The 20,667-nt window shown below is 64.3% G+C and carries 15 protein-coding genes; 7 read left to right on the forward strand and 8 right to left on the reverse strand.

The annotated features are described in order from the left end of the window. Positions 1 to 8: 8 nt before the first annotated feature. Genes ASE11_RS04710 through ASE11_RS04730 form a run of 5 tightly spaced genes read left to right on the forward strand, consistent with a single transcriptional unit; the run spans position 9 to position 5,679 of the window. Positions 9 to 1,019 (forward strand): polysaccharide biosynthesis protein, encoded by a 1,011-nt coding sequence (locus ASE11_RS04710; protein ID WP_056267042.1) that lies wholly within the window; start codon positions 9 to 11, stop codon positions 1,017 to 1,019. Beyond that, on the forward strand, positions 1,012 to 2,139 hold the full coding sequence (gene wecB / locus ASE11_RS04715; RefSeq protein WP_056267046.1) for a non-hydrolyzing UDP-N-acetylglucosamine 2-epimerase: 1,128 nt from the start codon (positions 1,012 to 1,014) through the stop codon (positions 2,137 to 2,139). Before ASE11_RS04710 ends, wecB begins: the two co-directional genes overlap by 8 nt. Next, a complete protein-coding gene (locus tag ASE11_RS04720) occupies positions 2,136 to 3,110 on the forward strand; it encodes a UDP-glucose 4-epimerase family protein (RefSeq protein WP_082585539.1) in 975 nt (324 codons plus the stop codon). The genes wecB and ASE11_RS04720 overlap by 4 nt, the downstream gene beginning before the upstream one ends. Further along, positions 3,110 to 3,670, forward strand: a complete 561-nt coding sequence (locus ASE11_RS04725) for a sugar transferase (protein WP_056267373.1) — start codon at positions 3,110 to 3,112, stop codon at positions 3,668 to 3,670. Before ASE11_RS04720 ends, ASE11_RS04725 begins: the two co-directional genes overlap by 1 nt. Before the next feature lie 5 nt (positions 3,671 to 3,675). Beyond that, a complete protein-coding gene (locus ASE11_RS04730; RefSeq protein ID WP_056267049.1) occupies positions 3,676 to 5,679 on the forward strand; it encodes a polysaccharide biosynthesis protein in 2,004 nt (667 codons plus the stop codon). A 314-nt stretch (positions 5,680 to 5,993) separates the two neighbouring features. Here ASE11_RS04730 and ASE11_RS04735 read toward each other — a convergent pair whose 3' ends face one another. From ASE11_RS04735 to ASE11_RS04745, 3 genes are all read right to left on the reverse strand, one after another. Further along, complete coding sequence (locus ASE11_RS04735; protein ID WP_056267052.1) at positions 5,994 to 7,253, reverse strand: sensor histidine kinase; 1,260 nt, start codon at positions 7,251 to 7,253, stop codon at positions 5,994 to 5,996. After that, positions 7,250 to 7,966 carry a response regulator gene (locus tag ASE11_RS04740; protein WP_056267055.1) on the reverse strand — a complete coding sequence of 239 codons (717 nt, stop codon included), beginning with the start codon at positions 7,964 to 7,966 and terminating at the stop codon, positions 7,250 to 7,252. The genes ASE11_RS04735 and ASE11_RS04740 overlap by 4 nt, the downstream gene beginning before the upstream one ends. Positions 7,967 to 8,063: 97 nt before the next feature. After that, positions 8,064 to 9,455: an AmpG family muropeptide MFS transporter gene (locus ASE11_RS04745; protein WP_056267058.1), complete on the reverse strand. Its 1,392-nt coding sequence runs from the start codon at positions 9,453 to 9,455 to the stop codon at positions 8,064 to 8,066. 70 nt (positions 9,456 to 9,525) lie between these two features. Here ASE11_RS04745 and ASE11_RS04750 point away from each other — a divergent pair, with 70 nt between their 5' ends. After that, a complete protein-coding gene (locus tag ASE11_RS04750) occupies positions 9,526 to 10,392 on the forward strand; it encodes a M48 family metallopeptidase (protein ID WP_056267061.1) in 867 nt (288 codons plus the stop codon). Positions 10,393 to 10,398: 6 nt separating this feature from the next. Here ASE11_RS04750 and ASE11_RS04755 read toward each other — a convergent pair whose 3' ends face one another. The 5 genes from ASE11_RS04755 to ASE11_RS04775 form a co-directional block, all read right to left on the reverse strand. Further along, complete coding sequence (locus tag ASE11_RS04755; RefSeq protein ID WP_056267066.1) at positions 10,399 to 12,825, reverse strand: DUF1631 family protein; 2,427 nt, start codon at positions 12,823 to 12,825, stop codon at positions 10,399 to 10,401. Between the two features lie 83 nt (positions 12,826 to 12,908). Beyond that, entirely contained in the window at positions 12,909 to 13,862 is a 954-nt protein-coding gene (gene secF / locus ASE11_RS04760) for a protein translocase subunit SecF (protein ID WP_056267072.1), read from the reverse strand. A 15-nt stretch (positions 13,863 to 13,877) separates the two neighbouring features. Beyond that, entirely contained in the window at positions 13,878 to 15,752 is a 1,875-nt protein-coding gene (secD, locus tag ASE11_RS04765) for a protein translocase subunit SecD (RefSeq protein WP_056267076.1), read from the reverse strand. 99 nt (positions 15,753 to 15,851) lie between these two features. Further along, positions 15,852 to 16,178 carry a preprotein translocase subunit YajC gene (gene yajC, locus ASE11_RS04770; RefSeq protein WP_056267079.1) on the reverse strand — a complete coding sequence of 109 codons (327 nt, stop codon included), beginning with the start codon at positions 16,176 to 16,178 and terminating at the stop codon, positions 15,852 to 15,854. A gap of 133 nt (positions 16,179 to 16,311) precedes the next feature. After that, a complete protein-coding gene (locus ASE11_RS04775; RefSeq protein ID WP_056267083.1) occupies positions 16,312 to 19,911 on the reverse strand; it encodes an indolepyruvate ferredoxin oxidoreductase family protein in 3,600 nt (1,199 codons plus the stop codon). A gap of 178 nt (positions 19,912 to 20,089) precedes the next feature. Here ASE11_RS04775 and ASE11_RS04780 point away from each other — a divergent pair, with 178 nt between their 5' ends. Beyond that, positions 20,090 to 20,599, forward strand: a complete 510-nt coding sequence (locus tag ASE11_RS04780; protein ID WP_056267377.1) for an Lrp/AsnC family transcriptional regulator — start codon at positions 20,090 to 20,092, stop codon at positions 20,597 to 20,599. Positions 20,600 to 20,667 lie beyond the last annotated feature (68 nt).

A 20,667-nucleotide genomic window follows, 5' to 3' on the forward strand; every position in this document is an offset into this window, starting at 1 on the left:
GACTTTAGATGTTTGCTGGCAAGACCCTGCTGATCACCGGAGGTACCGGCTCTTTCGGCAACGCGGTGCTGAGTCGTTTTCTCGATACCGACGTGCGAGAGATCCGGATCTTCAGTCGCGACGAGAAAAAGCAGGAGGACATGCGCATCGCGCTGAACAACGAGAAGCTCAAGTTCCATATTGGTGACGTCCGCAATCTTGATAGCGTCGCCCAGGCAATGCATGGCGTCGACTACGTGTTTCACGCCGCAGCGCTCAAGCAGGTCCCGTCCTGCGAGTTTTATCCCATGGAGGCGGTGCGCACCAATGTGCTGGGCACGGAAAACGTGATGAACGCGGCCATCTCCGCGGGCGTGAAGCGCGTTGTGGTGCTCAGCACGGACAAGGCGGTCTACCCCGTCAATGCCATGGGCATCTCCAAGGCCATGATGGAGAAGCTGATGGTGGCCAAGGCCCGCTCGCGCCTGGAAGACGAAACCGTGCTGTGCGCCACCCGCTATGGCAACGTGATGGCATCGCGCGGCTCGGTGATCCCTCTGTTCGTGGATCAGATGCGGGTCGGCAAGCCGCTGACGGTGACTGACCCGAACATGACGCGGTTCCTGATGTCGCTGGAGGATTCGGTCGATCTCGTGCTGCATGCATTCGAGCACGCGGTGCAAGGTGACATCTTTGTGCAGAAGGCACCCGCCTCGACAGTAGGCGACCTCGCCCAGGCACTCATTGCGCTGTTCAAGAGCGAGAGCGCCGTGCGCGTGATCGGCACGCGGCATGGCGAAAAGTTGTACGAATCGCTGCTATCGCGCGAAGAGATGGCGCGCGCCGATGACATGGGCCGTTACTACCGGGTACCAGCCGACGACCGCGACCTCAACTACAACAAGTACTTCGTCGAAGGCGAGACCCGCGTGTCGACCCTGGAGGACTACACCTCGCACAACACCGAGCGCCTCGACATCGAACAGGTCCAACAATTGCTGCTCAAGCTCGACTTCATTCAGGACGCGCTCCATGCTTAAGGTGATGACCATCGTGGGCACGCGACCCGAGTTGATCAAGATGAGCCGCGTCATCGCCGAGTTCGACCGTCACACGCAGCATGTGTTGGTGCACACCGGACAGAACTACGACTACGAACTCAACCAGGTCTTCTTTGACGACCTGGGAATTCGCAAGCCCGATCATTTTCTGGCAGCCGTGGGCGAGAACGCGGCGCAGACCATCGGCCAGGTGATCATCAAGTCCGACCAGGTCATGGAGCAGGAAAACCCCGACGCGGTGCTGCTCTACGGTGACACCAACTCATGCCTGTCGGTGCTCTCGGCCAAGCGCCGCAAGATCCCTGTCTTCCATATGGAGGCCGGCAACCGGTGCTTCGACCAGCGCGTACCCGAAGAGCTCAACCGCAAGGTGCTGGACCACCTCAGCGACATCAACATGGTGCTCTCCGAACATGCCCGGCGCTACCTGATCGCCGAAGGTGTGCCGCCCGAGACCATCATCAAGACTGGTTCGCACATGCGTGAGGTGCTGGACCACTACCGACCGAAGATCGAAGCTTCCGACGTGCTGAATCGCTTGGACTTGAACAGCGGACGCTATTTCCTGGTGAGCATGCACCGCGAGGAAAACGTCGATGTGCCCGCGAACCTGCGCAACCTGCTCGACAGCCTCAATGCCCTGGCCGATGCCTACGGCTTCCCGGTGATCGTCTCCACCCACCCCCGCACCGCCAAACGGCTGGAAGACATCGACCACAGCGCGCCCCATGCGCTGGTGCGGTTCGTCAAGCCTTTCGGATTTCTGGACTACAACAAGCTGCAGATGGAGGCCGCGTGCGTGGTCTCCGACAGCGGCACCATCACCGAAGAATCCTCGCTGCTGAACCTGCCCGCCATCACCATCCGCAATGCGCACGAACGCCCCGAGGGCATGGACGTGGGCACCTTGATCATGAGCGGCCTCGATCCCGAACACGTGCTGGACGCCGTCAAGGTGGTGATGGACCAGCATCAGCGCGGGCCTGTGTCCAAGCGACCCGTGCCGGATTACGAGGCCGTGAACGTGGCCCAACAGGTGCTGCGGGTCGTCATGAGCTACACCAGCTACGTGAATCGAACCGTGTGGCGCAAACCGTGAACGTCACAACGGCGACCTTTGCCGGGCCAATCCTCGTCACGGGCGCCAACGGCTACGTCGGCCGCGAGCTTTGTGCGCACATGGCAGCGCAAGGACGCCTGTTTCGTGCCTGCGTACGGACGGCCAAAGATGTGCCCCACGACGCTTCCACCGCGGCCGTGGGCGACATCCATGAGGCGACCGACTGGAGCACCGCACTCAACGGCTGCTCGACGGTGGTTCACCTTGCCGCGCGTGTCCATGTCATGAGCGAGAGCGCCAGCGACCCTTTACGCGAGTTCCGTCGCACCAATGTGGAGGGCACCATCCACCTCGCGCGGCAAGCCGCTACTGCCGGCGTGCGCCGCTTCATCTTCGTGAGCTCCATCAAGGTCAACGGCGAATGCACTGTAGCAGGTCAGCCCTTTACCGCCGCAGACGCGCCCTCCCCACAAGATCCCTACGGCATCTCCAAGATGGAAGCCGAGCTGGGCTTGCGCCAGATCGCTGCAGAAACGGGCGTGGAAGTCGTCATCGTCCGCCCGCCGCTCGTGTACGGTCCTGGCGTCAAGGCCAACTTCGCATCGCTCATGCGTGCGGTGCAACGCGGCATTCCCCTGCCGCTGGCAAGCGTCACCAACAACCACCGCAGCTTCGTCGCCATCGACAACCTTGTTGATCTGCTCATGACCTGCCTTGACCATCCCGCCGCAGCCAATCAGACCTTTCTGGTGAGTGACGGTGAAGATCTGTCCACGGCCGATCTGCTGCGGCGTCTTGGTCTGGCCATGGGCAGGCCGGCGCGGCTGATCCCGGTATCACCTTCGCTGCTCCAGCTCGGAGCCAACATTCTGGGCAAGGGCGACATGGCGCAGCGTTTGCTCGGCAGCCTGCAGGTCAACATTGATCACACACGCAACGCACTGAACTGGAGTCCCCCCATTTCGGTGGACGAAGGCCTGCGGCGTGCGGTGGCAGGACTCAAGTCGTGATCAAACGCCTGTTCGACTTGGCGCTGGCGATCCCCGCGGCGCTGGTGCTGCTGCTGCCGGTTGCGAGCATCGCACTGACCGTGCGGCTCACTTCGCCGGGCCCTGCGCTGTACTGGAGCGACCGTGTTGGCCGCCACAACAGGATCTTCAAGATGCCCAAGTTCCGCAGCATGCGGATCGACACACCCGCCGTGGCCACCCATCTGTTGGCCGACCCGGCGAAGTACCTCACGCCGATCGGCTCCTTCCTGCGCAAGAGCAGCCTGGACGAGCTGCCCCAACTTTGGAGCATCATCAAGGGCGACATGAGCTTCGTCGGGCCGCGGCCTGCGCTGTTCAACCAGCACGACCTGGTCGCGCTGCGCACCGAGCACGGCGTGCACGAACTGGTGCCGGGCTTGACGGGCTGGGCGCAAGTGAACGGCCGCGATGAGTTGCCGATTTCGCAGAAGGTGGCGCTGGACGCCGAGTACCTGCGCCGTCAGACTCTGGTCTTTGACTTGCGCATTTTGTGGATGACGTTTGTAAAGGTGTTGCGTCGCGACGGCGTGACCCACTGAGAACAATGAACAACAGGGATTCGGAGAATTTCGCTGCGGCAGCACTGCTGGACATGCCGCGCCTCGCCAAACGGCTGGTTGCGCTGTCGGTAGACGTGTCGCTGTGCGTGCTGAGTGTTTGGCTGGCGCTGTGTCTGCGGCTGGAGCACTGGGTGCGGTTGGAACCAGTACACGGGTGGGCGATGCTGAGCGCGGTGCTCTTGGCCCTGCCGCTCTTCATGAGGTTCGGCCTGTACCGAGCCATATTCCGGTATGCAGGCTGGAACGCCATGGTCAGCCTGGTTCAGGCCATGGCCTTGTACAGCCTTTTCTACGCCATGTTGTTCACGGTCATCAGCGTGCCGGGCATACCGCGAACGATCGGTGTCATCCAGCCGATGTTGCTGATGGTCTTCGTGGGATCCAGCCGGGTCTTGGCGCGCTATTGGCTTGGCGGTTTGTACCGGTCCGTGTTGCACCGCAAAGAACTGCCGGGCGTGTTGATCTACGGCGCCGGCGCGGCCGGCCGCCAACTCGCGGCGGCACTTGCCCGCGGCACCGAACACCGGTTGCTGGGTTTTCTGGACGACGACAAGCAGTTGCACGGCAACAGCCTGGATGGGCGCACGGTGTATCCACCGGCGGCATTGCCCGAGCTGATCCCCGAACTGGGCGTGACCGATCTGTTGCTGGCACTGCCTTCGATCACCCACCAACATCGCCTGCAGGTGCTGGAATCGTTGCGCCATCTGCCCGTGCACGTGCGAACCATGCCCGGCATGTCGGATCTGGCCGCCGGCCGCGTGAGCCTGAACGACGTGCGCGAGCTGGAGATCGAGGACCTGCTGGGTCGCGAGCCGGTGACGCCCGATGCGTCGCTGTTGCTGCGGCTGGTGCACGACAAGGTGGTGCTCATCACCGGCGCCGGGGGCAGCATCGGCAGCGAACTGTGTCGGCAGATCGCGGCCTGCCGGCCGCACACCCTGCTGCTGGTGGAAAATTCCGAATTCGCGCTCTACCAGATCCACCATGAGCTCACCGCCCTGGTGGGTAGCCAGACCGATCCGCTGGATGTGGAAGAAGGTGACGTGGATGCACCCATGGCGGTCACGCTGGTGCCGTTGCTCGCCTCGGTGCAGGACGAAGAGCGCATGGCGCAGATCATGCAGACGTGGCGGCCGCACGCGGTGTACCACGCCGCCGCCTACAAACACGTACCGCTGGTGGAGCACAACCCGGCCCAGGGGCTGCGCAACAACGTGTGGGGCACCTTGGTCTGTGCACGCAGCGCCCAAGCTGCAGGCGTGAGCCACTTCGTGCTGATCAGCACCGACAAGGCCGTGCGCCCGACCAACATCATGGGCGCGAGCAAACGCATGGCCGAACTGGTGCTGCAAGCCCTGGCGGCCGAGCCGGGCGTCACCACGTTTTCCATGGTGCGGTTCGGCAATGTGCTGGGCTCCAGCGGCTCGGTGGTGCCTTTGTTCCGCCAGCAAATCAAGGACGGCGGGCCGATCACGCTCACCCACCCCGACATCACCCGCTACTTCATGACCATCCCCGAAGCAGCCCAGTTGGTGATACAGGCCGGTGCCATGGCGCAGGGCGGCGATGTGTTCGTGCTGGACATGGGCCAGCCGGTGCGCATCATGGATCTGGCCCAGCGCATGGTGGAGCTCTCCGGCCTGCAGGTGAAGACGGCCCTCAACCCCACTGGCGACATCGAGATCCAGACCACCGGTTTGCGCCCGGGCGAAAAGTTGTATGAGGAACTGCTGATCGGCGACAACCCCCAACCCACACAACACCCCCGCATCCTGCGCGCCCGAGAAGAGTTCCAACCGTGGCGCGAGTTTCAGCAAACCTTGCACGCACTGGACTCCGCGCTCGCCGCCCAGGACATTCCAACAGCGCGTGCTCTGTTGCAGCGCTGCGTGCAGGGCTACCAGCCCACCGGTGAGGTCGTGGATTGGGTCCACATCTCGGCTGTCCGTGACGCCGAACGCTCGATCACGCGACTCCAGCGCTGAGCGCGGGCAAAAAAAAGCCACCTTGCGGTGGCTTTTGAAAGTCCTTGAAGGGACGTCGTTGGGAGACCAGTTTCAAACGCGCTGAGCGACGTGTGGGATTTGCCGGGTCTGATTTTTGAGATGTTGTGACAGCAACGGGTCCTATTGTGCGTTGCAGCGGGCGGCTCGACCATCCCCAACATGGGGGAGTTGGTGATTTTCTGAATACAAAAGTTGCAATGTGTTTGGGCAATCTTCACCAATTGAATTGGTTCGGACATTTGACCCGCCCAACTCTGCGAATTCACAACAAAAACCCCACCGATGCCCGCACCTCAGAGCGGCAACCGCACGACAAACCGGGCACCGCCCCCGGGTCGGTCTTCACAGTGCACGCGTCCGCCATGCCGTTCAACGATGGTCTTGACCAGCGACAGGCCCAGGCCCACGCCGCCTTCGCGCTCGCTCGCGCCAGGCAAGCGGTAGAAGGCCTCGAAGATACGGGTGCGCAGCTCCGGCGGCACGCCCGGGCCTCGGTCTTCAACCCAGAGCACCGCAGCGCGCTGGCCACCCGCCTGATCGATCGAGAGCCTCAAACGCACATCGGGTTCAGTCCCGTCCAAAGCCAAGGGTGCCGTGCTGTGCCCGTAGCGGCGCGCGTTTTCCAACAAGTTGCGCAGCACACGCCTGAGCAGTTTGGCGTGGCCCTGCACGAGCGCGGGTGAAGCCCCAGGGGCAATGTCCAGGTCGGCGCCCGTGCGGGCGCATTCCTCGGCAGCCAGCCCCACCAGATCCACTTCTTCGGTCGACCCCAGCGCCGACACGTCGCTGGCGTCGCGCAGATCGAGTCGGCTGGCCAGCAGTATTTCGTCGATCAGCTGATCCAGCTCGTCAATGCTGCGCGCCATTTCACGGCGCTGCTGCGCGCTCACGCTGTCGTGCCCCAGCAGCTCCAGGCCCATGCGGATGCGCGCCAGTGGAGACCGCAATTCGTGCGACGCATTGGCCAGCAGGGACTTGTGCGACTTCACCAGCGTCTGCACGCGCTCGGCGGCCGCGTTGAAGCGCTCGGCCAGAAAAGCCACCTCGTCCTGCCCTTGCACCGGCAGGCGGGTAGACAGATCCCCGTTGCCCCAACGCTCCACGCCCTTTTGCAAAATTTCCAGTCGTTTGGTGAGACGCCGAACGATCGGGTAGGCGCCGGCCGCCACGGCCAGTGCCACGAAACCCAGCAGCCAGGCAAACCCGGTGGGTGTCTGCAGCCAGGCGGGCGCGCGGCGGCCGGGGTTGTTCGAGCCCTCGGGACGGTTGGGACGTGGCAGCAGCACGAACAGCTTCTGCCCGTCTTTCATGAGCACTTCAAATTCCCAGCCACCGCCCGGAATACGCACGGCTCGTGCGGGAGCCTCACCAATGACCTCGCGGGTCGCATCACGAACCACGATCGTGCGGGTCACCCGCGCGTCGCGCTCGGCGCGGTCGTCGTCCAGCGCCTGTTGCCACAACCAGCCCACCACCAAGGTGAGCACCGTCACGGCGGCCACCACCGCGAGCCAGATGCGCAGGTAGAGCTTGGAACCGAAGAATGCTTTCATTCCTGCTGTTTCGCAAAGACATAGCCCACACCGCGCACGGTGAGGATGCGTTTGGGGTCCTTGCTGTCGACTTCGATCGCATTGCGGATGCGGCCGATGTGAACGTCGATCGAGCGGTCGAAGGCTTCCAGCTCTCGTCCACGCACCGCTTCCATGATCTGGTCGCGCGTGAGCACGCGCCCGGCTCGCTCGGCCATTGCCACAAGCAGGTCGAACTGGTACGACGTGAGCTCGCACGCCTGACCCGACACCACCACTGTGCGTGCATCGCGATCGATGTCCAGCGAGCCGAAGCGCATCACGGGCGTGCTGCGCGACACGCTGGCGCTGCCCGTTTCACCGCGGCGGCGCAACACGGCGCGCACGCGGGCCAGCAACTCGCGCGGCTCGAAGGGCTTGGGCAGGTAGTCGTCGGCGCCGAGCTCCAGCCCGATGATGCGGTCCATCGGGTCACCCTTGGCGGTGAGCATGAGCACGGGCACTCGAGCCACGTCGCCCTGGAGGGCACGGATGCGCCGGCAGACCTCCAGTCCGTCGATGCCGGGCATCATCAGGTCGAGGATGACCAGCTCGGGCTGGATGAGCTGCAGTTGCTCCAGACCGGCTTCGCCGTCGGCGGCATGGGTCACTTCGAAGCCCGATTGGCCGAGGTACTCGACGACCATCGTGGCCAGACGGGCATCGTCTTCAATCATCAACAGCTGGGATGTCATGGGTGTTTTTGTGGTGGCTTGGGACGGCAATCCCATAGGGTGGGGGCCAGGTGTGAACACGGGTTGTGGAAGGCGTAAAGAAACGTGAACACTGCGTTCACTCTGAAGGGGTGCCCACCGGTACCACACGGGTGGCCAGCCAGACCAGCAACAGCACGGGCACGCCGAGGCAGGCTGTGGCGGTGAAAAAGGTGGCGTAGTCGTAAGCGTCAACGAATGCACCCGAATAGCCGGCAAGCCACTTGGGCGCGAGCAGCATCATGGAACTGAACAGCGCGTACTGCGTGGCGGAGTAACTCACGTTGGTCAAGCCCGAAAGATAGGCGATGAACGCAGCCGAGGCGACGCCCGCGCTCAGGTTGTCAGCGGAGATCACGAACACCAGCGCGGTCACGTCGTGGCCATGCCCGGCCAGCCAGGCGAAGAGCAGGTTGCTGGCCGCCGAGAGCACAGCCCCCAGCATCAGCACGCGCATCACGCCAAGTTTGAGCGAGAGCGCGCCTCCGATGAAAGCACCCACCAGGGTCATGATCACGCCGAACACCTTGGTGACCGCCGCCACCTCGTCCTTGGTGTAGCCCATGTCCACATAAAACGGGTTGGCCATGATGCCCATGACCACGTCGCTGATGCGGTAGACCCCGATGAGCGCGAGGATCAGCACCGCTTGCTTGCCGTAGCGCTTGAGGAAGTCGGCGAATGGCTCGACCAGCGCGCTGCGCAGCCACTCGGCCGCGTTCTTCGACGGTGGCAGCACCACCCGGACCGGTTCACGCGAGAACAGCACGGTGAACACGCCCACCAACATGCTCGCCGCCATCACCAGATAGGCCGTGGTCCAAGCCGCCTGCTGGTACAACACGCCGGGCGCAGCACCCGTCACAGCAGCCACCGGGGCCACCTCGGCACGCGCGGCAATCCAAAGCACACCGGCACCGGCCCAGATCATGGCCAGGCGGTAACCGGTCTGGTAAGTCGCGGCCAGGGCGCCCTGGTGGCGCACGTCGGCCGACTCGATGCGAAATGCATCCAGCGCAATGTCCTGCGTGGCTGAAGCGAACGCCACAGCGAGCGCACACCACACCACCGTGGTCAGCCCCGTGCGTGGATCGGACAACGCCATGCCCACCAGTGAGGCCATGATGAGGAATTGCGACAGCAGCAACCAGCTGCGCCGCCGCCCTAGCCAGCGCGTGAGAAACGGCAGCGGCAAGCGGTCCACCAGCGGTGCCCAGCACCACTTGAATGCGTAGGCCAGGCCCACCCAGCTCAGGTAGCCGATGGTCGTGCGGTCCAGCCCCGCTTCGCGCAGGCGAAAGCTCAGGGTGCCCAACACCAGCAGCAACGGCAGCCCGGCGGAAAACCCCAACGCGAACATGCGCAGGCTGGCCGGCTCCAGATACACACGCAGGGTTTCGCCCCAGCTCGGGCTGGGCTGCGGCGTCGGCTCGGCGGCCGACGGGGTTGTCACGGACGTGGGTGGGGACATCGGCAGGCCGTTGAGAGGGTAGGGTTCGCTGGGGTGGGCACACCCGCTTGGCTTTGACTATTATTCACGCATGTGTTTCATCTGCGACTTCAAGTCTGACCCATCCCCCTTGCCGCGGCCCGATCACGTCTGGTCGGCCCGCCGCGGCTTCCTGCTCGCGGGCACTGCAGCCGCTGTGGGCACTGTGCTGCCAGCCGCCGCACAGGTGGATGTGGGCCAGGCATCGGCCCTGCGCAACCTGGTGCCGGCCGAAGAACTCGAGAGCGCTGCGAACCAGCAATATGCGCAGACGATGAGCGAAGCCAACGCCAAGAAGCTCCTGCTGCCGTCCAGCCACCCACAAGTTCAGCGGCTGCGCAACATCGCGCGCCGCATCATTCCGCACTCCTCGCAATGGAACAAACGCGCCGCCGACTGGAAGTGGGAGGTCAACCTGATCCGCAGCGATCAGGTGAACGCGTTCTGCATGCCGGGCGGCAAGATCGCTTTCTACACCGGCATCCTGGAGAAGTTGCAGCTCACCGACGACGAGACCGCCATGATCATGGGCCACGAGATGGCCCATGCATTGCGCGAACACGCACGTGCCCGTGTGGCCAAGAGCAGCGCAACTAGCATCGGTCTGTCCATTGCTGCGCAATTGTTCGGGCTGGGCCAGCTCGGTGATGTGGCGGCCAGCCTCGGCACACAGCTGCTCACGCTCAGGTTCAGCCGGGACGATGAGACCGAAGCCGATCTGGTGGGTCTGGAGCTCGCGGCCCGCGCCGCCTACCAGCCGCGGGCCAGTGTGAGCTTGTGGCAGAAAATGACATCGGGCGGTGGCGGCGCCAACCTGGGCTTTCTCTCCACGCACCCCAGCGGCCCCAACCGCATCCGCGAGCTTGAAGCGAACGTGCCGCGGGTGCAGGGTCTTTACGAGCAAGCCCGCAAGGGTTGAACTGCCTCAGTTGAGCAGGCGTTCTGGATTGGCGTCGAGCTTGGAGAGCGCGTCGCGCGTGGCGCGCACCGTGAGCGCCTCTTCCTCGCTGGGCACCAGCAAACCCGCCTGCAGATACGAGGCGACACGCGTTGCCTGAATCAGGAAACAACGACCACCGTTGGTGACGAACAAATACAGCTGGCCCCGCTGGCTGCGCCAGGCGAGCTGCACACTGTTGAGCTTGCCGTTGTGGTCCAGGCCAAACCACGAACCGATCTGCAGCTCGATCGCCCACGAGCGCATGGCCTCGTTGGGTTGGCTGCCGCCCTGGTTGATCACTTCGATGTTGCTGGCATCCACGCCAGTGATCATCTCGATGCTCTCGTTGTTCAGGTCCAGATCGCCCAGACCATTGGCCGGCAGGTAGTCTTCCAGGTTGGCCAGTCGCTCGGACAGGTTGTCCAGCTGCTCCTGCGAGATGGCTTCGGTGCGGGACATGAAGGCGTCGGCCAGCGTGTCGCTCACCGCCTTGATGTGCTGATCCTGCATGCCGGTGGTGAACCCCAGCAGTCCCATGCCTTGGCGCAGGCGCTGCAGCAGCGCCGGCAGTTGCTGGATCACGCGGGCGCGGTCGTCGCGGTTGGGCTTGGCGCTGGCCGCCCACAGCAGGTCGGATGCCACCTGCTTGAGCGCGCTGGTTTCTTCATGTCGCAAGCCGTACTTCACGCTGGACACGGCGAGCACGTCCACCCACACCTTGAACAGAAAGTCACGCACCTCGTCGCGCACCGGGACGTCGTCGAGCAGCTTGCGCAACTCGATCGTGTACTGCACCGACAGGGTTTCCTTCTGCTCGACCTGCTGCGCCACGCTGACGAAACGGCTGGCGCTGCCCTGCTCGCTCAGGTAAGTCGACAAGAACTTCTGGAACTCGTCAAACACCAGTTGGAATACGCGGCGGCCCGTCTCCGGATACTGCTCGATCACCTGCACCACACGCTTGATTTCGGCCTCCAGTGCGGCCGAACTCACGTTGGACTCGAAACCCATCACGCACGACCCCATGCGGTCAATCAGGCGGCGGGCCGGGTGCTGCAGAGCGCTGAAAAACTCGGGTTCGGCCAACGCCACGCGCAACACCGGGATCTGCAAACGGGCGAACCACACGCGCACGCTGGGCGGAATGCGTTCTTCGGCCAGGATGCTTTGAAACATCAGAGCCACCACCTCGATGGTGGCCTTCTCGGTCGGGGTGCTGGCGGCCTGCTTGAGTTCGGCTGTGCGTTGACGCAGGCTGGTGGCCGCCCTCTCCACATGGGTGGCGTCCATGTAGACAGCGCCTGGGCGGCTGTTGCCCGAGACGTAAAAGCCCGCGCCTGCGCTGTCGCCTGGCGTAACCCTCTGCATGGCCTGCTGCAGGCCAGGGGAGGGGGGCAGGATCTGGGTGGCTTCGAAGTCACCACCCACCTTGTCGATCAGCATGCGCCGAAGCCGACCCACGACGCCCTGGGCACGCATGCGGGCGCGTGCCAGCGGCGAGGCGTTGGTCATCATGCGGGTCTCGTCCTGCACGCCCATGCCTGAAGAGCCTGTGGCACGCGAGCGGGCCCCGGCGCCACCGGTGGTCCCAGCTTCACCCGGGTCTGCGCTCGAACCGCGGCCCTGACTCGAGTCCAGACCGGTGCGAGCAGGGCGGAAACCGGCCCCACCCCTCGATCCCTGGTCTGCGGCAGAGGCAGGGACACGGGCGCCCACAGGACGGGACTGCGGCGGCACAGCGGGCGGGCCGTCCGTGCGGGAGCCGGGGGTGCGCCTGACGAGTGCCTGCAGGTCGATCTCTTTCATCACGCCACTGGCCACGAGAAACTCGTTGGCGGCCTTGTAGGCGTCGTGCAACTTGGTGGCCATCACTGGTGCCAGTGCGTCCTGAACCAGGAGCCAGGCATCGCGGGTCATCTGTGTGTCCAGCCATTGATCCACCAGGATGCGGGCGGTCACATCGGGCAACAGCACGTCTCCGCGAGGCATCTCCTGGCGCTGCTCGAGATGCTGGATGCGCAAGCGCAGTTCGTTGAGTTCGGTGGACGATTTTTCCAACACCTTCATGGCCAGACGCGACGCCATGATCTGGTCGTCGATGGCGCCCTCGGCCACCAGTTCGAGCGCGCCCGACATGCTGACGGGCTGGCCCGAGCTGGACACACGCGGGAGCAAGGTTCGCTGCAAAGCCTTGCGGCTCTGGTTGAGCCAGGTGGTCTGGTTTTTCTGGAAGGCGGTCCAGGCATCGCGCCTGGCCTGGGTTTCGCGGGCCGGGCCGGCCTGGTCGAGGATGGAGGTCAGGCGGGTGTCGCAGGCCTTGACCATTTCGGGAAGGGCACGGCCCACATGAACCACGAAGAGTTCACGTGCCTGTTTGGCCAGGGATGAGACGTGCTGATCGGGTGACGACACAATACTTTCAGTATGACATGAAAGGATTTAGCCACCCGATGCGAAACGGCTCTGCAAGGGTATGCCTGTACCGACGTTCGCGCTTAAACCACAGCGCCTGCGTTCGGGTCGTCCGGATCGCCTTCGTTCTTGCCGGTGGACTTGATCAAGTCCTCGCGTTTGATGCCCAGCCACATCGCCATGGCCGCGCCGACGAACACCGACGAGTAGATGCCGAAGCAGATACCGATGGTCAAGGCCAGCGCGAAGTAATACAAGGTCGGGCCACCAAACAGCAGCATGGACAGCACCATGATCTGGGTGGAGCCGTGGGTGATGATGGTGCGGCTGATGGTGGACGTGATCGCATGATCAATCACCTGTTGCGGCGCCATCTTGCGCTGCTTGCGGAAGGTCTCGCGAATGCGGTCGAAGATCACCACCGATTCGTTGACCGAGTAGCCGAGCACGGCCAGCACGGCGGCCAGCACAGCCAGCGAGAACTCCCACTGGAAAAACGCAAAGAAGCCCAGGATGATGACCACGTCGTGCAGGTTGGCGATGATGGCCGAGACCGCATACTTCCACTCAAAGCGGAATGCGAGGTAAATCATGATGCCCACAATCACCAGGCCCAGGGCCTTGAGGCCGTTGGCGACCAGCTCCTGCCCCACCTGCGGACCCACGAACTCGGTGCGGCGCAGGGCCACGGTCGGGTTCTGAGCCTTCAACGCCGCCAGCACCGTCTCACTTTGCTGACCGGATGACTGGCCGGCCTGCACGGGCAAGCGCAACAGCACGTCGCGCGAAGTGCCGAAGTTCTGCACCGGCACGTCGGCGTAACCCAGCGATTCAATGACCTTGCGGACCGACTCCAGGTCGGCGGGTTGCTCGTAGGCGACTTCCATCACCGTGCCGCCGGTGAACTCGACCGACAGGTGCAGACCGCGGGTGGTCAGGAAAAAGACGGCGAGCAAAAAGGTGATGGCCGAGATCGCGTTCAGCACGATCGCGTGCCTCATGAACGGGATGTCTTTGCGGATGCGGAAGAGTTCCATGCTGCGATTCCTCGTTCAATCGGCCTTGACGGCGGGGGTCTGGTCTTCGGGACGCCAGACGGTGCCGATCGACACGGTCTTGAGTTTCTTCTGCCGGCCGTACCAGAGGTTGACCAGGCCACGCGAGAAGAACACCGAGGAAAACATGCTGGTCACGATGCCCAGGCAGTGCACCACGGCGAAGCCGCGCACCGGGCCCGAACCGAAGATCAACAGCGCCAGGCCAGCGATCAGCGAGGTCACGTTGGAATCGAGGATGGTGCCCCAGGCGTGGTCGTAGCCGGTGTTGATGGCCACTTGCGGCGAAGCGCCCCGGCGCAGTTCTTCGCGCACACGCTCGTTGATCAGCACGTTGGAGTCGATCGCCATGCCCAGCGCCAGCGCCATGGCGGCGATGCCAGGCAGGGTCAGCGTGGCTTGCAGCATGGACAGCAGGGACACCAGCAACAACAGGTTGAAGCCGAGCGCAATGCTGGAGAACATGCCGAAGAGTGCGTAGTAGATGCACATGAAGAACACAATGACCGCGAAGCCCCACATCACGCTGTTGAAGCCCTTGGCGATGTTCTCCGCGCCCAGGCTCGGGCCGATGGTGCGCTCTTCAACGATTTCCATGGGCGCGGCCAGCGAGCCCGCGCGCAGCAGCAGGGCGGTGTCGTTGGCCTCGACCGTGGTCATGGCGCCCGAGATCTGCACGCGGCCGCCACCGATTTCACCGCGGATCACCGGCGCGGTGACCACTTCGCCACGGCCTTTTTCAAACAGGATGATGGCCATGCGCTTGCCCACGTTCTCGCGTGTGACGTCGCGGAAAATGCGCGCGCCTTTGGCGTCCAGCGTCAGGTGCACGGCGGCTTCCTGGGTCTGGCTGTCGAAGCCGGCCTGGGCGTCGGTGAGGTTTTCACCGGTCAGCAGCACGTCACGCTTGACGACAACGCTTCGGCCTCCGCGCTCGGGATAACGCTCGGAGCCGAAGGGCACCGCACCGGTGCCGCGCTCGGCCGCCTGGCCATCGGTGGATTCGTCCACCATGCGCACTTCCAGCGTGGCGGTGCGGCCCAGGATGTCCTTGGCCTTGGCGGTGTCCTGCACGCCGGGCAGTTGCACCACGATGCGGTCGGCACCCTGCTGCTGGATCACCGGCTCGGCCACGCCGAGTTCGTTGATGCGGTTGTGCAGGGTGGTGATGTTCTGCTTGAGCGCCTGCTCCTGCACGAGGCGCGCGGCTTCGGGTCGCAGGGTGGCGATCAGGCGGAAGTCGGGGGTGTCGGTGAGCACCAGGTCGGGAAACTGGGTCCGGATCAGGTCGCTGGCGGCGCCCAGGGTCTGCGCATCCCCTGCGCGCAACTCCAGGGTCTGGCCGTTGCGGCTGATGCCGCCGTGGCGCACGCCCTTTTCACGCAGCAGGGTGCGCAGGTCGGCCACCAGCACATCGGCGCGACGCTCCAGGGCCGCGGCCATGTCGACCTGCAACATGAAGTGCACGCCACCGCGCAAGTCCAGACCCAGGTACATGGGCGAAGCGCCCAGCGACGCCAGCCAGGCCGGCGTGCGCGGCAACAGGTTGAGCGCGACCACGTGCCCGGCGTCGGCCGGGTCGGGGTTGAACGCCTTCTCCAGCGCGTCGCGCGCCTTGAGCTGGTCGTCGGTGCTGTTGAAGCGGGCCTTGACCGAGTTGGCGTCGAGCTGGATCAGTGCAGCTTCCACACCTTGCGTCGCCAGAGCCTGCTCCACACGGGTGACGGTGCCGCTGTCGATACGCACCGTGGAACGCGCTGCCGACACCTGGACGGCGGGAGATTCGCCGAACAGATTGGGCAGCGCATAGATCGCACTGATCAGCAGAGCGATCAGGATGATCGCGTACTTCCACAGCGGGTAACGGTTCATGGTATGCCGGCCCTGGAGGCCGCAGGTGTGTCAGCGAGGTCGGGAGTGGTGGGCCGAATCAGAAACGGGGCGGGCGGCCGCTCGCCCCGTCGCAGGAACTCAGACGTTTTTCAGCGTGCCCTTGGGCAACACCTGAACCACTGCGGTGCGTTGCATCTGGACTTCCATGCCGTCGGCAAGTTCCACACCGACATAGATCTCACCGATCTTGGAGACCTTGCCGAGAAAGCCACCAGCGGTCACGACTTCGTCGCCTTTGGCCAGGGCTGCGACCATGGCCTTGTGCTCCTTCTGGCGCTTCATCTGGGGACGGATCATCACGAAATACAGCACCACGAACATCAACACCAGCGGCAGCATGCCCAGGATGGTGGACTGGGTGTCGCCACCGGCGGCGGCTTGGGCGTAAGCGGAGGAAATGAACACGGGCGGTCTCCAACAGGTTCGGGATCAAGAAAAGGCCGAGCGCCCGGTCCGCTGCAAGCGGCGCCCGGGCGCTGGAACACAACCGGCGATTGTATGCCGGGGGGTGTTGAAGAGCGATCTGCTGGGCGAGCGCTCAGGCGGCCTTGGCCAGACTGGCCTCGCCCGCTGGCTGACGCCATTGAGCCAGCAGACCATCGCGGCGCGAACGGGCCGCTGCCAGGTTGCGTTCCTTCACATGTCCGAAGCCCTTGATGTGCTCCGGAATGCGCGCGATCTCCGCCGCCAGCTCCAGGTTGGTGCTGTTGAGCCCGGACAGCACCGTCTCGATGTCGGCGCGGTATTCGCCGATCAGCGCGCGCTCGGTGCGACGTTCCTCGGTGCGGCCGAAGATGTCCAGCGCGGTGCCACGCAGGACCTTGAAGCGGGCCAGCCATTTGAACGCGGTGAACATGTAAGGGCCAAACGGCCGCTTGACCAGTTCGCCACGCTCGTTCTTCTTCGCGATCAGCGGTGGCGCCAGGTGCACATGGAGCTTGAAATCACCCTCGAACTGGCTGGCCAGGCGCGCGTGGAAGGCCGGGTCGCTGTGCAGGCGGGCCACCTCGTACTCGTCCTTGTAGGCCATGAGCTTGAAGAGATTGCGCACCACGGCCTCGCTCAACGTGGTTTTGCCCAACGGCGCCTCGGCCGCGCGTACGCGGGTGACAAAGCGCTGGTAGTCGGCGGCATACGCCGCGTTCTGGTAGCCGGTGAGGAATTCGACCCGGCGCGCAATCAGGTCGTCGAGCGAATCGCGCTTCTTGAACTGGATCACCTGTTCGCCGGAGCCGGCCTTCTGCCACAGCGAGGCCACAGCCTGCGGGTTGTGCGCGGCGCGACGGCCCCATTCGAACGCCGCCTTGTTCTTCTCCACCTGCACCGCGTTGAGCTCCATGGCGCGCATCAGTGCGTCCAGACCGAGCGGCAGCCAGCCCTTTTGCCACGCGTAGCCCAACATCATGGGGTTGGTGTACAGGCTGTCGCCCATCAGGCGCGTGGCTGCGGTTTCGGCGTCGAACGCCCCGACGGCTTCCACACCCAGGTTGTCCACCAGCGCGTCCACACAGGCCTGCGCCGGGTTCTGCCAGTCGGGGTTTTTCACGAAGGCTGCCGTGGGCGTGGCGCTCACGTTCAAGGCCACATGGGTGCGGCCGGCGCGCAGGCGCTGCCAGGTTTCCTTGTTGGCGCTCACGATCGGGTCGCAACCGATGATCAGGTCGGCCGAGGCGGCCGAGACGCGCGTGGTGCGGATGTCGTCCTGTTGCGCACCGATCAACACGTGGCTCCAGGTGGCGCCGCCCTTTTGCGCCAGACCTGCCGCGTCCTGTGTGACGATGCCCTTGCCTTCCAGGTGCGCGGCCACACCGAGCAGCTGGCCAATGGTGATGACGCCGGTGCCGCCAACGCCGGCCACGATCACGCCCCAGGCTTCCGCGCCCAACACCGGCAACACCGGTGCTGGCACGGCGGCGCCGGTCCATTCGGGCGCGGCGCCCTTCTTGTCCTTCTTGCGCAACTGGCCACCCTCGACCGTGATGAAGCTCGGGCAGAAGCCCTTCACGCACGAGTAGTCTTTGTTGCAGCTGCTCTGGTTGATGGTGCGCTTGCGGCCGAACTCGGTTTCCAGCGGCTCGACCGACAGGCAGTTGGACTGCACGCCGCAATCGCCGCAGCCCTCGCACACCAGCTCGTTGATGACCACGCGTTTGGCCGGGTCCACCAGGGTGCCGCGCTTGCGGCGGCGGCGCTTCTCGGTCGCACAGGTCTGGTCGTAGATGATGACCGTGGTGCCCTTGATCTCGCGGAATTCCTTCTGCACGGCATCGAGCAGGTCGCGGTGCTGGATCGCAATGCCCTCGGGCAAGCCCTTCACGCCGTCGTACTTCTCGGGCTCGTCGGTCACGATGGTGATCTTGACGGCACCCTCGGCGCGCATGCTCTGCGCGATCTGCACCACGCTGTGGCCCTCGGGGCGCTCACCCACCTGCTGGCCGCCGGTCATGGCCACGGCGTCGTTGTAGAGGATCTTGTAGGTGATGTTCACGCCGGCCGCGATGCTCTGGCGCACCGCCAGCAGGCCGCTGTGGAAATAGGTGCCATCGCCCAGGTTGGCGAACATGTGCTGGTCGTGGCTGAACGGCTGCTGACCCACCCACGGCACGCCCTCACCCCCCATCTGGGTGAAGCCCACGGTGGCGCGGTCCATCCAGATCGTCATGAAGTGGCAGCCGATGCCGGCCATGGCGCGCGAGCCTTCGGGCACGCGGGTGCTGGTGTTGTGCGGGCAGCCCGAACAGAACCAGGGCTGGCGCTCGGCACCGGCCACGCCCTGCGTGAGCAAGGTCTGCATCGACTGCTCCTGCGCGGTCAGGATCGCGAGCTGCGCGTCGATGCGCGCCATCACGTCCTCGGGCACCTGGCCCATCTTCTTCAGGCGCTTGGCAATGGCGCGCGCGATGATGGCGGGCGACAGGTCGGCATTGGCGCGCAGCAGGGTGCGCTCGCTGGGGTTGGGCATGGACCACTCGCCGCCGCTGAAATCGCCCTCGACTTCTTCAAATTTGCCCAGCACGTTGGGTCGCACGTCGGGGCGCCAGTTGTAGAGCTCTTCCTTCAACTGGTATTCGATGACCTGGCGCTTCTCTTCCACCACCAGGATCTCGCGCAGGCCGGTCGCGAATTCGCGCGTGGTCTGCGCCTCCAGTGGCCAGACCACCGCCACCTTGTGCAGGCGCAAGCCGATGCGGCGGCAGGTCTCGTCGTCCAGACCCAGGTCCAGCAAGGCCTGGCGCGTGTCGTTGTAAGCCTTGCCGCTGGCGATCAGGCCGAAGCGGTCATTCGGGCCGGCGATCACGTTGTGGTTGAGCTTGTTGGCACGGATGTAAGCCAGCGCGGCGTACCACTTGAAGTCGAACAGGCGGGCCTCCTGGTCCAGCGCGTGGTCGGGCCAGCGAATGTGCACGCCACCGGGCGGCATGACGAACTCGGGCACCACAATGTTCACGCGGTCCGGGTCGATGGTGGCGGTGGCGCTCGATTCCACGATCTCCTGGATCGTCTTCATGCCGGCCCACACGCCGCTGAAGCGGCTCATGGCGATGGCGTGCAGGCCCAGGTCAAGAATGTCCTGCACAGAGGTCGGAAAGAACACCGGCAGACCGCAGGCCTTGAAGATGTGGTCGCTCTGGTGCGCGGCGGTCGAGCTCTTGGCCACATGGTCGTCGCCGGCCACTGCGATCACGCCGCCCCAGGGCGTGGTGCCGGCCATGTTGGCGTGCTTGAACACGTCGGAGCATCGGTCTACGCCCGGGCCCTTGCCGTACCAGATGCCGAACACACCATCGAACTTGTTGGTGCCGGGCGGTGCAAAGCCCAGTTGCTGCGTGCCCCACAGCGCGGTGGCGGCCAGTTCCTCGTTCACCCCGGGCTGGAACACGATGTTCTGCGCCTTGAGGTAGGGCGCGGCCTTCTGCAGGGCCTGGTCGTAGCCACCGAGCGGCGAGCCGCGGTAACCGCTGATGAAGCCCGCGGTGTTCTTGCCCACCAGGGCATCGCGCTGGCGCTGCAGCATGGGCAACTTCACCAGCGCCTGCACGCCACTCATGAAGGCGCGCCCCTGATCGAGCGCGTATTTGTCGTCCAGCGTCACGGTTTCCAGGGCGCGGCGGATGTGTTCGGGCAGGGGGGCGTTCATCGTTTTTGTCTCCGTGTGAGCGGGTCGCCTCTTGGGCGGTTCGTGGGCAAGCGGCACGGCGGGTAGGCGCACCGCTCCAGTGTGGCGCACAGTGTATGCCCCGTCGCGTGACAGGTGTTTGCGTTTCATGCCCGTTTTATCGATGATTGAGCAACTTTCTTTCTTCAATCACATGTCCATGGAAACACTCGACAAATTCGACATCACCATCCTGCAAGAACTGCAAAGCGATGGCCGCCTCACCAATGCCGAGCTCGCCCAGCGCGTGGGCTTGTCGGCAGCGCCCTGTTGGCGGCGCGTGCGCGCCCTGGAAGAGGCCGGGTTCATCCGGGGTTACCGCGCCGAAATCGACCGCGAGAAGATCGGCCTGGGCGTGCTGGCCTTCGTGCGACTGGACGCGGACCGCAACAGCGGTGACGTCACGCGCAGCCTGGAGAACGCGATCCGCAATCTGCCGGAGGTGGTCTCCTGCCACTACATCAGCGGCTCGGGCACGTTCGAGCTGCAGGTGGTCAGCCGCGACCTCAACCACTTCAGCCAGTTCGCCCGCGAGGTGTTGATCAACCTGCCCAACGTGAAGGACCTGCACACCAGCTTTTCGCTCGGGGAAGTGAAGTCGGGCAGTGCACTTCCGTTGTCGCACCTGTTGGCTAAAAGTACGAGCTCGGCAAAGAAGTCCGGAACTTGAACATTTTTGTAGCCATTCATCCAAACATTTAGACCGCTGGGTAACAAAGTCGCCGTAAGTTGTTGAGA

Source organism: Hydrogenophaga sp. Root209 (assembly GCF_001428625.1).
GTDB lineage: Bacteria > Pseudomonadota > Gammaproteobacteria > Burkholderiales > Burkholderiaceae_C > Hydrogenophaga.

Bases quoted from the DNA above. Each gene is read 5' to 3' on its own strand.
- ASE11_RS04710 (WP_056267042.1), top strand. From the start codon at position 9: ATGTTTGCTGGCAAGACCCTGCTGATCACCGGAGGTACCGGCTCTTTC.
- wecB (WP_056267046.1), top strand. From the start codon at position 1,012: ATGCTTAAGGTGATGACCATCGTGGGCACGCGACCCGAGTTGATCAAG.
- ASE11_RS04730 (WP_056267049.1), top strand. From the start codon at position 3,676: ATGAACAACAGGGATTCGGAGAATTTCGCTGCGGCAGCACTGCTGGAC.
- ASE11_RS04735 (WP_056267052.1), bottom strand. From the start codon at position 7,253: ATGAAAGCATTCTTCGGTTCCAAGCTCTACCTGCGCATCTGGCTCGCG.
- ASE11_RS04740 (WP_056267055.1), bottom strand. From the start codon at position 7,966: ATGACATCCCAGCTGTTGATGATTGAAGACGATGCCCGTCTGGCCACG.
- ASE11_RS04745 (WP_056267058.1), bottom strand. From the start codon at position 9,455: ATGTCCCCACCCACGTCCGTGACAACCCCGTCGGCCGCCGAGCCGACG.
- ASE11_RS04750 (WP_056267061.1), top strand. From the start codon at position 9,526: ATGTGTTTCATCTGCGACTTCAAGTCTGACCCATCCCCCTTGCCGCGG.
- secF (WP_056267072.1), bottom strand. From the start codon at position 13,862: ATGGAACTCTTCCGCATCCGCAAAGACATCCCGTTCATGAGGCACGCG.
- secD (WP_056267076.1), bottom strand. From the start codon at position 15,752: ATGAACCGTTACCCGCTGTGGAAGTACGCGATCATCCTGATCGCTCTG.
- ASE11_RS04775 (WP_056267083.1), bottom strand. From the start codon at position 19,911: ATGAACGCCCCCCTGCCCGAACACATCCGCCGCGCCCTGGAAACCGTG.
- ASE11_RS04780 (WP_056267377.1), top strand. From the start codon at position 20,090: ATGGAAACACTCGACAAATTCGACATCACCATCCTGCAAGAACTGCAA.